Annotated in this window: 13 protein-coding genes; 7 read left to right on the top strand and 6 right to left on the bottom strand. The window is 65.0% G+C overall.

Features of this window, described 5'->3' with window-relative positions:
* Nucleotides 1-79 precede the first annotated feature (79 nt).
* The 4 genes from AC0L3U_RS02365 to AC0L3U_RS02380 all read right to left on the bottom strand — a co-directional run bounded on the left by AC0L3U_RS02365 (nucleotide 80) and on the right by AC0L3U_RS02380 (nucleotide 4,337).
* Complete coding sequence (locus tag AC0L3U_RS02365) at nucleotides 80-1,153, bottom strand: hypothetical protein (protein WP_473360533.1); 1,074 nt, start codon at nucleotides 1,151-1,153, stop codon at nucleotides 80-82.
* Between the two features lie 41 nt (nucleotides 1,154-1,194).
* On the bottom strand, nucleotides 1,195-1,644 hold the full coding sequence (locus AC0L3U_RS02370; protein ID WP_473360534.1) for a cupin domain-containing protein: 450 nt from the start codon (nucleotides 1,642-1,644) through the stop codon (nucleotides 1,195-1,197).
* A gap of 77 nt (nucleotides 1,645-1,721) precedes the next feature.
* Complete coding sequence (locus AC0L3U_RS02375; RefSeq protein WP_473360535.1) at nucleotides 1,722-3,563, bottom strand: ATP-binding protein; 1,842 nt, start codon at nucleotides 3,561-3,563, stop codon at nucleotides 1,722-1,724.
* Between the two features lie 141 nt (nucleotides 3,564-3,704).
* A complete protein-coding gene (locus AC0L3U_RS02380; RefSeq protein WP_473360536.1) occupies nucleotides 3,705-4,337 on the bottom strand; it encodes a cupin domain-containing protein in 633 nt (210 codons plus the stop codon).
* 219 nt (nucleotides 4,338-4,556) lie between these two features.
* Between AC0L3U_RS02380 and AC0L3U_RS02385 the strand changes: the two genes are divergently transcribed.
* The 7 genes from AC0L3U_RS02385 to AC0L3U_RS02415 all read left to right on the top strand — a co-directional run bounded on the left by AC0L3U_RS02385 (nucleotide 4,557) and on the right by AC0L3U_RS02415 (nucleotide 13,506).
* The gene (locus AC0L3U_RS02385) at nucleotides 4,557-6,248 is read left to right on the top strand and encodes a peptide ABC transporter substrate-binding protein (RefSeq protein ID WP_473360537.1); all 1,692 of its coding nucleotides are present in this window, start codon (nucleotides 4,557-4,559) and stop codon (nucleotides 6,246-6,248) included.
* A gap of 27 nt (nucleotides 6,249-6,275) precedes the next feature.
* On the top strand, nucleotides 6,276-7,226 hold the full coding sequence (locus tag AC0L3U_RS02390) for an ABC transporter permease (protein WP_247430993.1): 951 nt from the start codon (nucleotides 6,276-6,278) through the stop codon (nucleotides 7,224-7,226).
* 2 nt (nucleotides 7,227-7,228) lie between these two features.
* Nucleotides 7,229-8,104 (top strand): ABC transporter permease, encoded by an 876-nt coding sequence (locus tag AC0L3U_RS02395; protein ID WP_473360538.1) that lies wholly within the window; start codon nucleotides 7,229-7,231, stop codon nucleotides 8,102-8,104.
* 58 nt (nucleotides 8,105-8,162) lie between these two features.
* Nucleotides 8,163-9,491 (top strand): NAD(P)/FAD-dependent oxidoreductase, encoded by a 1,329-nt coding sequence (locus tag AC0L3U_RS02400; RefSeq protein WP_473360539.1) that lies wholly within the window; start codon nucleotides 8,163-8,165, stop codon nucleotides 9,489-9,491.
* 12 nt (nucleotides 9,492-9,503) lie between these two features.
* Complete coding sequence (locus AC0L3U_RS02405; protein WP_473360540.1) at nucleotides 9,504-10,430, top strand: 2-hydroxyacid dehydrogenase; 927 nt, start codon at nucleotides 9,504-9,506, stop codon at nucleotides 10,428-10,430.
* Nucleotides 10,431-10,439: 9 nt separating this feature from the next.
* On the top strand, nucleotides 10,440-12,308 hold the full coding sequence (locus tag AC0L3U_RS02410; protein WP_473360541.1) for an ABC transporter ATP-binding protein: 1,869 nt from the start codon (nucleotides 10,440-10,442) through the stop codon (nucleotides 12,306-12,308).
* 271 nt (nucleotides 12,309-12,579) lie between these two features.
* Complete coding sequence (locus AC0L3U_RS02415; protein ID WP_473360542.1) at nucleotides 12,580-13,506, top strand: helix-turn-helix domain-containing protein; 927 nt, start codon at nucleotides 12,580-12,582, stop codon at nucleotides 13,504-13,506.
* 2 nt (nucleotides 13,507-13,508) lie between these two features.
* Here the strand turns inward: AC0L3U_RS02415 and AC0L3U_RS02420 are convergent, their stop codons facing one another.
* Both AC0L3U_RS02420 and AC0L3U_RS02425 read right to left on the bottom strand, forming a co-directional pair.
* Nucleotides 13,509-14,435 carry a catalase family peroxidase gene (locus AC0L3U_RS02420; RefSeq protein ID WP_473360543.1) on the bottom strand — a complete coding sequence of 309 codons (927 nt, stop codon included), beginning with the start codon at nucleotides 14,433-14,435 and terminating at the stop codon, nucleotides 13,509-13,511.
* A gap of 114 nt (nucleotides 14,436-14,549) precedes the next feature.
* Entirely contained in the window at nucleotides 14,550-15,773 is a 1,224-nt protein-coding gene (locus AC0L3U_RS02425; protein ID WP_027519727.1) for a polyhydroxyalkanoate depolymerase, read from the bottom strand.
* Nucleotides 15,774-15,819: the final 46 nt, after the last annotated feature.

Here is a 15,819-nt window from a genome sequence, read left to right on the forward strand (position 1 = left end):
TCGGCCTGCATGCTTCGAGACGCCCGCTTTGGCGGGCTCCTCACCATGAGGGTTTGATGTCCCGCCGCAAACCGCGACCTCAGCGCCCCTTGATCTCCGCATACTTCGCCATCGCCTTCTCGAACTTCCGCTTGAACAGCCACATTGCGCCAAGGATTTCCCGGAAGCTTGCCGAGCTGCGCGCCCGGTCGGCCTGTCCGAATGCGAAGATGCTGTTGTTGCGCAGGTGCTTCATGATCGTCGGACTGGACACCCTGTAGTTCAGGAGATCGCCGGACTTGAGCGCCGACCGCGTCCGCGTCGGAACGATCTGGATCAGCTCGAACAGCTTCATCTGGTCGATCGGGTCGGGCAGCGTCTTCACGATTCCGGGGATCTCCCGGAAAACATCCGCATGCGCATTCATCAGGCCGTCGCGCACGTTGGTCCAGTGATTGAAACGATGATCGGTGCCGCGGGCTCGCGCCTCCTCCTTGTCGTCGCGCGCGCTCAACCCGGGATCGGCGGCCGCGATCTCGGCCTTGATGGTCTCCCATTTCTTGCGGCCGTTGCGGTCCTCGGACGGGCCGGTCTGGAAGCTGCCCATATAGGTGTTCGAGCGCCCGTTGCGGACGTTCTGCTTGCCGTTGGTCTCGGCGAAGAACAGCCCGAGGCTGATCCGGCCCGCGGCTTCGGCGTGGTCAGGCGCAAGCCCCTTGGCGCGCGCGATCGCAACCGCGAGATCGACCACGTCCTTGAACGGCGTCGCCGAGTTCTGCGCGCCGGCCGGCGGCGCCTCCATGATCTCGAACAGCTTTGAGTATTCGTCGACCAGCGGCTCGATGTCGGCATCGAAATAGGCCGGAGGTATCTCGAACTTGTTGGGCCTGCCGATCCGCGAGGGCATGACGTCGGTGAGATCCTTGTAAGCACTGATCACGGCGACGCGTGCCAGATACAGCGCCTGGCCCGGCAGGTTCGGCAGCGGCTGCCTGGCGTCGATCTGGCGACGCCGCTCGGCCAGAATCGCCTTGAAATCGCCGAGCGCACGCTCGTAGGTCGCAACCGCCTCCGATTGCCTGGCGGTGAGCGTTTGCGCCCGGCTCGGGACCAACGTCGTAAGGAGCAGCCCAAGCGCCGCGATGATTGCGAGGAGTTGACGTCGTGCAGGCATGGCCGGTTCCCCCAACGATTCGTCGGTCGGGGGATCGTAGCCTAGTCGTTGGCCTCGGGCGGCAGGAAGTCGACCTCGTGCAGCGCCGAGATGCGCACGACCTCGGCCGGGTCGGTCAGGTCATGGAGCTGATTGAACAGCGCCTCCAGTTTCTGCATCGGCGAGACCCAGAACAACGCACGGGCCGGTTTGTCGGATTTGTTGAAATAGCCGTGCGGGATCCCACGCGGCAGGCGCACGAGGTCGCCGGCGTGGGCCTTGACCCATTTGCCGTCGAGCTTGAGGTCGAGCGTGCCTTCCTGCACCAGGATGAATTCGTCCTGGGTCGGATGGATATGCACCGGCACGAACTGGCCGGCATCGCTGTTGGTCTCGAACGCGAAAGTGGACTCGGTGACGGCCTTGGGGAAGTAGACCTGGCCCAGGATGTTCCAGGTCTTGCCGCCATAGCCCGTACCGTTCGCGGTGATGCCCTTTTCGAGTGCAGTCATGGCTCGCCTCCAATGGGATTGTAACTGAGACGGAGTGTTGCGCAGCAGCCATGCGCTGTCCATGCGCAAGACTCGCACTAACGGCTGTCGCGTTCAGCCGCCTGCCTGCGCAGAAAGCCTTCGAGATCGGCCTGCACGGAATAGGGCGTCGGGATCGGATCGCCCGCGTCGTCGACGGCGGTGTCGAGAGAGCGGCGCAGCATGCGAGCGAGCTCGGCCTTGCGGTAGGGCTTTGTTAAAAGCGGCGCGCCCTTGGTGGCGCGTCCCTGCGCATGCGGGGCGTCGTAGGCATAGCCCGACGTGAACAGCACCCGCAGCGAGGGGCGCGCTGCCACCATCTCGTCGGCGAGCTCGCGTCCATTCAAGCTGCCGGCCATCACGATGTCGGTGAAGAGCAGGTCGAAGGGCGTGCCTTCGGCCGCGATGGCGAGCGCCTCGGCCGCATTGGCGGCCGGGATGACCTTGTAGCCGAGGCTTTCGAGCTGGACCGTGACGTACTGGCGGACGTCGCGGTCGTCCTCGACACAGAGGATGGTTTCCGTCCCGCCCACGACCTTGCGCTCGTCATAGCCGGTGGGGCGAAGCGTGCTCGCCTCCGCCTTCGGCAGGTAGATCGTGAAAATCGTGCCGCGTCCTTCTTCGGAAGCGACCTTGATGCCGCCGCCGGACTGCTTGATGAATCCGAACACCATGCTGAGCCCAAGCCCCGTGCCCTTGCCGACGTCCTTGGTCGAGAAAAAGGGATCGAAGATCCGTTCCAGAATGGCCGGCGCAATGCCGGTGCCGGTGTCGGCTATCTCGATCTCGACATAGTCGCCGGCATAGCCGGCCCCGACCGCCACGGCCTCGCGGACGCCGAACACGACCTTGCGCGTCGTCAACGTCAGTCTGCCGCCGTCCAGCATCGCGTCGCGGGCGTTGATCGCGAGGTTGAGAAGCGCCGAGCTCAATTGGCCGCGATCGACGAGGGCGAGCCAGATGTTGCCGTCGAGCCGGGTCACGATCTCGATCTTCTTGTCGAAGGTTGCCCGAAGCAGCTTTGCGAGCTCTTCGAGCAGTTCGTTGACGTCGCTCTCGGCCGGCTTGAGCGCCTGCTTGCGGGCAAAGGACAACAGGCTCGACGTCAGCGCGGCGCCGCGGTCGGCGGCGTCGCTGATCAGCTTGGTGATGGTCGCAAGCGGCGGATTGTCCTTCACGGCGTCGGCGAGGATCTCGATCGTGCCCGTGATCACGGTGAGCATGTTGTTGAATTCGTGCGCGATGCCGCCGGTGAGCTGGCCGATCGCCTCCATCTTCTGGGCCTGGATCAGCTGCTCCGCGGCGGCGCGTTTCTGGGTGACGTCCTTGACGAAATTGTTGATGAGGGTGCGCCCCCCGATGTGGAGCGCCGTGCTGGACGCCTCGATCAGGATCTCGTCGCCGTCCCGGTGCAGCAGGGTCGCTTCGAACCGGATGCCGATCGGCGTATCCGACAGTTCCGGCAGCAGCCGCATCATGCGTTGCCTGAAGCCGTCGCGCAGCGGCTCGGCGATGAGGAGGTTGACGACGTCGGTGCCGAGCGCCTCTTTGCGCGTCCATCCGGTCAGGGCCTCGGCCTGAAGGCTCCATTCCAGCACGATGCCGCTCTGGTCGGTCTGAATGAAGGCGTCGAGCGCGGTCTTGATGACGGCTTGCGTCAGCTGTGCGCTGGCCCGCGCCTGCTCGGTCAGTCGCGCGGCGGCACGTTTTTCCTGCGCGGTTTCGATCGCGCGCGTGCACAGACGAGCGAGCAGGAACGCAATGGCGCCGCTTGCGAGCAGAGCGACGATCTGGGCAATGCCGAATGCGGGTCCGGTTGCGGCATAGGAGACGAGGAGAGCCGCCGCGGTCACGATGACCTGCGCGGTCATTGCGAGTGTCAGAAGCCCCCTGAGTTTCATGGTCTCACACCAACGCGTCAGTCGCGGCCCCCCGTGTCCGCCCTGTCAATGTCCGGCTCCACGTCAGCGACAGATGTGAGCTACAGATTCCGCGCGGCGGCGTCGAGGGGCAATTTGCGGTGGTGCCGGGTTGGCGGCGCTTCAACCTGCCGGCGAATCGGTCTGGCGCAGCGTCGTCACCCAGATCACGCGGGCCGTCTGCTGGGTCGGGTTGTCGAACATATGCGGCACGATGCTCGGAAAGCGAAAGCTATCGCCGGCCTCGAGCAGATGGGCCTGGTTGTCGAGCCACAGCCGCAGGCTGCCCGAGAGGATATAGCCCGCCTTCTCGCCGGTGTGCTGCAGGAAGTCGGTGCCGGACGAGGCGCCGGGATTGAGTGTGAGCTCGTAGAGTTCGAGCTGGCCTTTGTCTGCCGGCGTCAGCGCTTCCTTGACGACGCCGCTGGCGGTGAGCCGCAGCAAGCGCCGGCTGTTCTTACGCACGATATAGCGCTGCACGTCGGCGGGATCGGTGGTCTCGAAGAAATAGGAGATGGGAACGTCGAGCGCGATGCTGAGCAGGCGCAGCGTGCGTATCGACGGCATGGCGCGCGCGCGTTCGAGCTGGCTGATCATGCCGTTGGAGAGGCCGGTCTTGTTGGCGACGTCCTGGATCGACAGGCCCGCACGTTGCCGCAGCAGCCGCACGGTCTCGCCGAGGCGCTGATCGACGGCATCGTCGGCCTCGATCGTCGGGGCATCCTTCGGATCGTTGATCTCGCCGCGACCATCCATGTCGCTCTCCCGTGCATCATCTCAGCCCCGGACAACGATGGTCCGAAGCTTCAGTCGGAGTGAAAAGGTCGCGCATCCTAGCAATACGATTGACAGCTGTATTTAGTCGTGATGAACTTTTGATAGAAAAATTTAGAAGCACTAAAGCCCACTCCTGTCCCTTTGCCGGGGATCTCGGGGCGCGGGAGACGGTGCCGCGTGCGAAAACGGAGAGTGGTCATGGCGGACGACACCGGGAAGTTCGGCGTTGGGGCACTGCATCTCGGCAATCCGAATCGCCGTCAGATCTTTCAGCTCGGCGCGGGCGCCGCGGCGGGATGGACGCTTTCAGGCAGCGCATTCGCGCAGACCGAACGGCCGACCAATCCGCCGGACAAGCCGCGCGGCCAGGTGATCGCGGCGCTGTCGCAGGAGCCGACGGTCTTTCATCCCCTGATGCCGGGCATTGAAGTCGACCAGGGCATCTGGTGGCAGGTGTTCTCGCCGCTCTGGTTCATCGATCCCGACGGCAAGTTCGTTCCCGACCTCGCCCGCGAAGTCCCGACCCTCGAGAACGGCGGCCTCTCGGCCGACGGCCTGACCTGGAAGATCAAGCTCCGCAGCGACGTGAAATGGCACGACGGCACGCCGTTCACGGCCGAGGACGTGAAGTTCTCGCTCGAGCTGATCAACAATCCCGATTTCCGCGCGCGCAGCCGGGTCGGCCACAGCCTCGTGAAGGACATCAAGGTCGTCGCGCCCGACGAGATTCACTGGCGCATGGAAGCTCCCTATTCGCCCTATATGTCGATCCTGGGATCGCTGACCTTCATCGTGCCCAAGCACATCCTGGAGAAGGTGACCGATCCGAACGCCTCGCCGTTCCACAATGCACCCGTCGGCACCGGACCGTTCCGCTGGGGCGAGCGCGTGCCGGGCGACCACATTCAGTTGAATGCCCATACCGGCTATCACGGCAAGGGGCCGTACGTCGAACGCGTGGTGTTCAAGTACATTCCGGACCTGACCGTGCTCTACACCCAGTTCCGCACCGGACAGGTCGACTACACCGGCCTGCAAGGCATTCTGCCGAACTTCGTCCAGGAGGCGAAGACGCTGAAGGGGCGCAAGATCTTCGTCTCCTCGACGTCGTCGGTGGAGCACATTGCGCCCAATCTGGAGTTCGGCGCGTTGGCGGACCGCACCGTGCGCGAGGCGCTGTATCTCGCGATCAACAAGCAGGCGATCATCGATGCCTTGAACTACGGCCTGCCGACGCAGACCGAAAGCTTCGTGCCGCAGCAGGCCTGGTCGTTCCAGCAGGGACTGCCGCAGCACAAATACGATCCGGCCAAGGCGAACACGCTGCTCGATGCGGCCGGTTGGGTCCGCGGCGCCGGCGGGGTGCGCGAGAAGGGCGGCGTCAAGCTCGAATTCGCCAATTCCACGACGTCGGGCAACGCGGTGCGCGAGCAGACCCAGCAGTTGCTGATCCAGGACTGGCGCGCGATCGGTGCTGCGATGCGCGTCAACAACATGCCGGCCGCCGTGATCTGGGGTGACTTCTGGCAGCAATCGAAATTCAACTCGGTGATCGTGGGGGTGAATTTCATGCTCGGCAGCGACCCCGACGTGACGCCCCGCTTCGGCTCCGGCGCCATTCCTGCCAAGGGTGGCCGCGGCTACAACACCTATCAGTATCGCAACCCGGAGGCGGATCGGCTTCTCGCAGAAGGTGCCAAGCAGTTCGATCTGGCGCAGCGCAAGACGACCTATGGCAATCTGCAGAAGCTCATCCGCGACGACCTCGCGATCCTGCCGCTGTTCCAGGGCTTCATCGCCGAAGGCGTGAAGGAAGGGCTGCAGGGTTTCCGCCCCAACATCAACATGTCGATCAACTGCTGGAACATCCGCGAATGGTATTGGGCCTGATGGTTCAGGTGCGCGAGATCGCCTGAGATGGCCCGTTACGTCGCCAATCGCCTGGCGCAGGCGATCATGCTGCTGGTGATCGTGTCCGCGATCGGCTTCGCCATCCTGCATCTGGCGCCGGGCGGCCCGCTCTCGCAATTCGCCGCGTCCGCGCAGATGACCCAGGAGGATCTCGATCGCGTCACCCGGCAGCTTGGCCTCGATCGTTCGCTGCCGATCCAGTATCTCGACTGGTTCGGCCGGATGCTGAGGGGCGATTGGGGCCGCTCGTATCGCGACGGCGAGCCGGTGCTGGCGGTGATCTCCTCGCATCTTGGCGCCACGCTGGAACTGATGGCGACTGCGACCATCATCGCGGTCCTGCTCGGCTGCTGGATTGGCGTGCTCGGTGCGCTGCGCCGCTATTCGCTGTTCGATTCGCTGGCGACCGTCGGCGCCATGATCGCATTGTCGATCCCGACCTTCTGGTTCGGCCTCGTCACCATCTATGTGTTCTCGGTGAAGCTCGGCTGGCTGCCGGCGGGCAACCGGCAGACCGTCGGCGACGGCTCGCCGCTCGATCTGCTCCATCATCTCATCGCGCCGGCGCTGGTGCTGGCGCTGGTCGAAACCGCGATGTGGGGCCGCTTCATGCGCTCCTCGATGCTCGAAGTCATCAACCAGGACTACATTCGCACCGCGCGCGCCAAGGGCATGCCGGAATGGCGGATCCTTACGGTTCACGCCTTGCGCAACGCGCTGCTGCCGATGATCACGGTGGGCGGCCTTCAGTTTCCGACGCTGCTCGGTGGTGCACTGGTCGCTGAGACCGTGTTCACCTGGCCCGGCATGGGCCGGCTGTTCCTCGATTCCATCGGCTATCGCGACTATCCCGTTGTGATGGGCATCCTGATGTTCTCGGCGATCATGGTGCTGATCGGCTCCCTCCTCGCCGACATCCTTTATGCCGTCGTCGATCCGCGCATCCGGGTGGGCTAGGGATGACGACTGCCGCTCTCTCCACCGATCAAGTTGCGCCGGGCCAGGCGGCGTGGCGGCGCTTCCGCCGGCATCGGCTTGCGCTCGCGGGCGCGTTGATCATTCTGGTTCTCATCCTCGGTTCGGCATTCGGCCCGTACCTCCTGCCGTTCGACGACACCTATATCGACATCATGAAGCGGTTCGCACCGCCGCTGTCGGGCGCGCATGTCCTCGGCACTGACGAGCTCGGCCGCGACGTGCTGGCGCGGCTGATGATGGGCGCGCGCGTCTCGCTGTCGATCGGCTTCATCGCGATGGTGATGGCGATGGCGGTGGGCATCGTCGTCGGGGCGTTCGCCGGCTTCTATGGCGGCGTGGTCGGCGCGGTGCTGATGCGGCTCGTCGATGCCATGCTGTGTTTTCCGACCATCTTCCTGCTGCTTGCGCTCGCGGCGCTCATCGAGCCCGGCTTCGTCACCACCACCGTTCTGATCGCGGCAACCGCCTGGATGTGGGTGGCCCGCGTCGTCGAGGCTCAGGTGCGCTCGCTGCGGGAACGCGAGTTTGCGGTTGCTGCACTCGCGTTCGGCTCTTCGAACCTGCGGATCATGTTCCGCGAGCTCGTGCCCAACGCGGTTGCGCCGATCGTGGTGGCGGCGACGTTGAACGTCGCCAAGGCAATTCTGCTGGAATCCTATCTCAGCTATCTCGGTTACGGCATCCAGCCGCCGGCCGCGAGCCTCGGCAACATGCTCAACAATGCGCAGATCTATCTCACCAGCGCGCCCTGGCTGGCGATTGCGCCCGGCCTCGCCATCACCCTGGCGGTGACGAGCTTCAACTTCCTTGGCGACGGCCTGCGCGACGCGCTCGATCCGCGAATGAACATCCCATGATCTGCAAACCAGCGACGAGCCGAGCTGTCTCGATCGAACTGAATCTCTGGAGTGTCCCATGTCCCCGCCGCTTACCCGTATAAACAGCGACGAGCACCTGCCGGCGCAGGTGGACGTCGTCGTCATCGGCGGCGGCGTCATCGGCGTCTCCGCGGCCTATCATCTCGCGAAGAAGGGCCTCTCCGTTGCCTTGGTCGAGAAGGGCCATGTCGGCGGCGAGCAGTCGAGCCGCAATTGGGGCTGGTGCCGCCAGCAGGGCCGCGCGCGCGAGGAGATCCCGCTGGCCCGCGAGGCGCTGCGGCTGTGGGAAGACATGCAGAACGATGCCGGTGTCGATGCCGGCTTCCGCCGTACCGGCGTGCTGTTCCTGACCAAGAGCAAGGACGAACTCGCCAGCTGGGAGCGATGGGCCGCAACGGCGCGCGAGATGCAGGTGCACTCCACGGTCCTGACGCCAGCGGAGGTCGCCGAGCGCCTGCCCGGCAACGCCGAAAAATGGGTCGGCGGCCTGCACACGCCGAGCGACGGGCGCGCCGAGCCCTCGATGGCGGTGCCTGCGCTTGCGACCGCCGCGCGAAAACACGGCGTCACCATTCTTCAGGGCTGCGCCGCGCGTGGGCTGGAGACTCAAGGCGGACGAGTGAGCGCCGTCGTCACCGAGAAGGGCACCATTCGCACGCAATCGGTGCTGCTGTCCGGCGGAGCGTGGTCGTCGCTGTTCTGCCGACGCCACGGCGTCGAGCTGCCGATCGGTCTCGTCAACGCCACCGCGTGCCGGACCACGCCGGGGCCGGAGATCACCTCCGGCGCGCTCGGCACCGACTTCTATTGCATCCGCCGCCGCCTCGACGGCGGCTTTACGCTGGCGCTGCGCAATCGCGGCACGGTCGAACTGTCGCCCGATCTGTTCCGCTACGCGCGGACCTTCTGGCCGACCTATCGTCATCGCAAGAACGGGTTGAAACTGTCGTTCGGCAAATCCTTCTTCGACCAGCTCATGCGCGGCACGAGCTGGAGCTTGGACAAGCCGTCGCCGTTCGAGACCGAGCGCGTGCGCGATCCCGCGCCTGACATGTCGCTGGTCAATGCCGCGCTGGCTTCGCTGATCAAGTCGAACCCCGAATTGAAGGACATCGAGATCGCGGAAGCCTGGGGCGGGACGATCGACTGCACGCCGGATACCATTCCGGTCATCTCGCCGGTCGACGCCATGCCCGGCTTCTTCCTGGCCACCGGCTTCTCCGGCCACGGCTTTGGCATCGGTCCTGCAGCCGGCAAGCTCGCCGCCGACATCGTGACGGGCGCGACGCCGCTGGTCGATCCCGCGGCCTACAGCCACAAGCGCCTGATCGACGGCCGCCGGCTCGCGCCGGTCAGCCCGTTCTGAGGGTTTGGCGGCATGACGGTTCTCTACAAGGCCAACATGGTTCGCGGCGCGGAGTGGGCGGGCTTCTTCGCCGAGCGCGCGCCCGATGTGCCATTCCGGCTCTGGCCCGACATCGGCGATCCCGCTGACGTCCGCTATCTCGTGGCGTGGGTGCCGCCGGACGACATCGCGACGACTTTCCCCAATCTCGAGCTCGTCTTCTCGGTCGGTGCGGGTGTCGACCAGTTCGACGCGTCAAAAGTTCCGCCGCACATTCCGCTGGTGCGCATGCTGGAGCCCGGCATCGCCGAGACCATGGTCGAATACGTCACCATGGCTGTGCTCGCGCTGCATCGCGATCTCCTGCACTTCATTGCCCAGCAGAAGGCGCAGGTCTGGCGCGAGATCCGGATCACACCGGCCAAACGTCGTCGCGTCGGTGTAATGGGTCTCGGCCAACTCGGCCAGGCCGTGGTCGAACGGCTCAGAGCCTTCGAGTTTCCACTTCTCGGCTGGAATCGCTCGCCGCGCGAGCTCGAGGGCGTCGCCTGTTACGCAGGCATGGAGACGTTGCCGGATTTCCTTGCGCAGACCGATATTCTCGTCTGCCTATTGCCTCTGACCGACGAGACCCGCGGCATCCTGAATGCGGATCTGTTCGCGCGCCTGCCGCGCGGCGCGTCGCTCGTGAACGTCGGGCGTGGCCCGCATCTGGTCGAAGCCGACTTCCTCGCGGCGCTCGACAGCGGCGCGTTGTCGGGTGCTGTCCTCGATGTCGCCGAGCCGGAGCCGCTGCCTGCGGGTCACCCTTTCTGGAGCCATCCGCGCATCCTGGTCACGCCGCACAATGCCAGTATGACGACGCCGGATACGGCGGTCGATTTCGTGCTCGACGTGATCGCGCGCCACCGCCGCGGCGAGGAGCTGCCGGGGCGTGTCGATCGTGACCGTGGCTATTAGGACATCGGCATGAGCATGGGCGCAAGCGGAGCTGATCAACTCGCGGACCACGCGCCGTCGCCGGTGCTGTCGGTTTCCGGCCTGACGACGTCCTTCATGCGCGAACGGCAATGGAGTCCCGTCGTCCGCGACGTGTCGTTCGATATTGCCTCGGGGGAAACCGTGGCGATCGTCGGCGAGTCCGGTTCGGGCAAGAGCGTCACCGCGCTCTCGATCATGCGGCTCATTCCGAAGGAGAACGGCCGCGTCGAAGGCAGCGTCCGGCTTGCCGGTCGCGACCTGCTGACGCTGCCCGAAGCGAGCATGAAGGATGTTCGTGGCAACGACATCGCCATGATCTTCCAGGAGCCGATGACGAGCCTCAATCCGGTGCTGACCATCGGCTTCCAGATCGCGGAAGCACTGATCCAACACCGCGGCCTGTCGCGCGCGGCGGCGGAGGTCGAGACCATCCGCCTGCTCGACCGCGTGCGGATACCTGCGGCGAAATCGCGCTTCCACGAGCATCCGCATCGTTTCTCCGGCGGCATGCGCCAGCGCGTGATGATCGCGATGGCGCTGGCCTGCAAGCCGAGGCTGCTGATCGCGGACGAGCCGACCACGGCGCTCGACGTCACGATCCAGGCCCAGATCCTGGAGCTTCTGAAGGAGCTTCAGCAGGAAGAGGAGATGTCGATCCTCTTCATCACCCACGACATGGGCGTGGTGGCCGAGATCGCGGACCGCACCGTGGTGATGTATGGCGGCCAGGCGGTGGAGACCGACCATACCTCGCGCATCTTCGCAGCCCCTTCGCATCCCTACACAAGGGCACTGCTCGCCGCCGTGCCACGCCTCGGCTCGATGGACGGGCGGACGCGGCCGATGCGTTTTCCGATCGTCGACAAGCTAACGGGAACCTCGGACGAGCCGGCGGAGACGCCCGATACGGTCTCGATTGCCGAGCGACCGCTGCTCGAAGTCTCCAACCTCACGACGCGCTTTCCAATCCGCTCGGGCCTGTTCGGCAAGGTCTCGGGCCGCGTCCATGCGGTCGAGAACGTCTCCTTCACCTTGCGCGCCGGGGAGACGCTGGCGCTGGTCGGCGAATCCGGCTGCGGCAAGTCGACGACGGGCCGCTCCATTCTCAAGCTGACGGAGCCGGACAGCGGCACCGTTCTGGTCGACGGGCAGGATGTGCTGGCCATGAGTGCCCGCACCTTGCGTGATTTTCGCAAGCAGATGCAGATCGTGTTTCAGGATCCGTTCGCGAGCCTCAACCCGCGCATGTCGGTGGGAACGGCGATTGCGGCCCCGTTACTCGCCAACGGGCTCGCCACGACGTCGCAGGCGCGGGAGAAGGTCGCCGACCTGCTCGTTCGCGTTGGTCTCACCGCCGACATGGCCGCGCGCTTTCCGCACGAATTCTCCGGTGGCCAGCGCCAGCGCATCTGTATTGCCCGCGCGCTCGCGCTCGGACCGAAGCTGATCGTCGCGGACGAAGCGGTCTCGGCGCTCGACGTTTCGGTCAAGGCGCAGGTCGTCAATCTGATGCTGGACCTTCAGGCCAGCATGGGGCTTGCCTATCTCTTCATTTCCCATGATATCGCGGTGGTCGAGCGGATGAGCCATCGCGTCGCGGTGATGTATCTCGGCGAGATCGTCGAGACTGGTCCGCGCGCGGCCCTGTTCGGCAATCCGCAGCATCCTTATACGAAGAAGCTGATGGCGGCCGTGCCGGTGCCCGATCCAGCGCGCCGCGGCACCAGGCGCGAGGTAGCGAACGACGAGATCAGAAGCCCGGTGCGCGCGCCCGATTACCAACCGCCCGTTCGGCAATATCGCGAGGTATCGCCGGGCCATGTCGTCCAGGCCTGGGGCGAGGAATGGTCCGCCTGACGCGACGAAGGCCGCAATTCATTTCCAAAATGCACGATGGAATCGCGCAGCAATCTGTCGGGCAGGTCAACAGTGGTGTCCTTCGCGATGCCCGGTCTATGACATCACGCTGAAATCACAATGAAATCATCGCGGCGCGGCCCGGTGCGACGGCCGGCCGCGCCAGCTTCGTGTTATGCGCTGCAGCTGGACCGTCGGCCGGCGATCTCCGATAATGCGCGGATCTCGGGAAGGCCGGCGAAGACGTGCCTTTACGGATGGATTTACTAAAATGACACAAGCAGGCGTCTACGGGCAGAGGCTCGGGCAGGGCCTTCGCTCGAAGCAAGCACCGGTCCTGATCACGCGTTCGCTGCACAGTGCCGAGCTCGCGGTCACCGAAGTCCGCAACGACGATCCGACACCGGATATTTCCGGCTCGCTGGCTGCGGAAGATGCCTATCTCCTCAGCCTGAAACTCCGCGACTATCCGGATTGCGAATGCTGGGAGGAGGGCCGCTGTGTCAACAAGGCGGATGTTCGCGCAGGTGCGACCTATCTGTACGACCTCAAGCGCGACCCGCGCTATGTGATCGACAAGCCGTTTCACTCGCTCTTCTTCTATTTGCCGCGCTCGGCGCTCAACGGTGTTGCCAGGCAGCCGGGCGGGCCGCGGGTTGGCGAGCTCAGCTACGAGCCCGGTGTCGGTCATGACGACGCGGTCGTTCGACATGTCGGCGCCTCGTTGCAGCACGGACTGCGTCGGCCCGACGAGACCAACCAGCTTTTCGTCGACCACATGATGCTCGCGCTCACCGCCCATGTCGCCCAGACCTATGGTGGGCTGAAGCCAGCCGCAGAACCGAGCCGCGGCGGTCTCGCGCCATGGCAGGTGAAGCGTGCGTGTGACCGGCTCGATTCCGATCTCTCGGGCAAGATCGCGCTGCAGCTGATCGCGACCGAGCTTGGCCTGTCAGTCAGCCACTTCTCACGCGCATTCCGGATCTCCACCGGCCTGCCGCCGCATCAATGGCTGCTCCAGCAGCGCGTCAAGGCGGCCAAGCAACTGATGTCGGTCCGCGACCTGCCGTTGTCCGAGATTGCCATCTCGGCCGGATTTGCCAATCAGAGCCATTTCACGCGAGTGTTCTCGTCCATCGTCGGCGTCAGTCCGGGCGCGTGGCGCCGCGAAACGGATGGCGGACGGGACAAGGCTTAGATTTACCGGCGCTTCGCCAGCGAGATCGTGTAGGCCGTGCGGCGCGCCGCAAAGATCTCGTCCGGCGGATGGCCGATGCCGTCGGCAAGATTGACCGGATTGAAGATGGAGCCGTCGCAGGCCTCATCGGCCTCGAGGCTGGTGATGACGATGGTCCCGAGCCGCACCTGTTCACGGTTGTCCTCGTCCGGCCATCGCAGGGTCACGTCCATGGTGGGATCGCCGGGACAGTCGAGCAAGGCCATCACGTTGAAGCGGACATCGCCGGCTGCGATCCTCCGCGCGAGATCGTCATGGAGGAAATCGGCCGACTTCGCCCTCGCTTCGTCCTCGCTCAAGGTGACGTCGCCGCCGACAGGCGCGACCTTGAACTTGATAAAGCGAGTCTCGCCCTTCGCGTTCGTCGCGGGAAAGGCGTGCACGCCCCAATAGGTCGTGCCGGCAAAACTGCCGGGCAGCCGGCGCGCCGCGATGTACTTCGCCTGGTTTAGCGTTTCAGGATTGGCCGCGGAAAAAACCCGGACCTTCTCGATGTCAGGCTCGCCGTCCGCGCCCGGATTGCGCGCCTCGAGGAAGGCGAGCATCTGGTCGAGCGTTCGTGCAAAATGCACCGGAGCGCTTTCCAACAGGATGTCCGAGCGATGCGCGTCGTCGCCAAGCCTGAAGCTGAAGCCGCGCAGCACGAGGTCGTTGGTGTCGGTCACCCCGGGATTGCCGCCGCCAACGGAGAAGCGCGCCAGCACGCGCGACGGTTTTGTGAAGCTCAGCGATCGCGTGATCTCTGCCGCGCGGTCGGACGGGGCATAGGTCCCGCGCACGCATCGCCCCTTGGCGAAGCTCGCGCGCACCTTTGGCGGATTGCCTGCGACCGTTTTGAGCGCGTCGACGATCGCGGCCGGGGTGGCGGCAGGGGGTGGCAATTCGGACATGGCTTGGCCTCCGGCGGGAGCGGCATGTCCGTGTTTTAGGTTTGGTGCCGCGCCGGCGTCTTTCCCAAAGCCGCGCTGCCTTGTCCGATCCTGCTGAAGAAATGTGGCGCGGCTTCAGGAGTTCACGTGCACGAAATCCCGCAGCAGCGGGTAGATCTCGTTGTTCCAACGCTTGCCCGAGAACACGCCGTAATGGCCGACGCCGGCCTGCATGTGATGGACCCGGCGGTAGGCGCGCACGCCGGTGCAAAGGTCTTGCGCGGCCAGCGTCTGGCCGATCGAGCAGATGTCGTCCTTCTCGCCCTCGACCGTCATCAGCCCCATGCGGCTGACGGCCTTGGTGTCCACCGGACGACCCCGATGCATCAGCTTGCCCTGGGGCAGAAGATGCTCCTGAAACACGTCGCGCACGGTCTCGATATAGAATTCCGCGGGCAGGTCCATCACGGCGAAATATTCGTCGTAGAAGGTCTTGATGCTGGCCGCCTTCTCCTTCTCGCCCTTGGCGATGTGATCGGCGAGATCGATGTGCTGCTTGATGTGGCGCTCGAGATTCATCGAGACGAAGGCGGTGAGCTGCACGAAGCCGGGATAGACTTTCCGCAAGGCACCGCGGCACTGCATCGGCACGTAGTTGATCAGGTTCTGCTCGAACCAGTCGATCGGCCTGCTCTTGGCGAATTCGTTCACCCTGGTCGGCAGGATGCGCGTGTCGATCGGCCCGGCCATCAGCGTCAGCGTCGCCGGCCGCGAAGGGTGGTTGCCCTCGCACATGATCGCGGCGGCCGCGAGCGCGGAGACCGAGGGCTGGCAGATCGCGACCATATGCGGGCGCGGGCCCAATTGGCCGAGGAAGTCGATGAGATGCTCGGTGTAGTCGTCGAGCCCGAAACGGCCCTCGCTGCGGGGAATGTCGCGCGGATTGTGCCAATCGGTGATGTAGACGTCGTGATCCTGCAGCAGCGTCTTCACGGTGCCGCGCAGCAGTGTCGCGAAATGGCCGGACATCGGCGCCACCAGCAGCATGCGCGGCTGCTCGCCCACGCCCTCCTTCTTGAAACGCAACAGCGAGCCGAACGGGGTCGCGTAAGCGATCTCCTCGGTCACGGCGACCTCGCGATTGCCGACCATGACGCTGTCGATGCCGTAGGCGGGGCGGTGGTAGGTGAGGGTGGAGCGGGAGATCAGCTCCAGCGCGGCCGACAGCCGGCCGACGACCTGATCCGATAAGCCCTGCGGCACCAGATTGAGGAATTTGAGCGCGGAGGAGGCCCCCGACCGCCACGGCGCCGTCAGGTCCATATGGTTCTGAAAGGCCTGATAATACATCGACATCATACTGAAACGCCCACCTGTCCCCCTGCTGTTATGCAATATCGAAGCC

The sequence above is a fragment of the Bradyrhizobium sp. Kon69 genome, assembly GCF_055807515.1.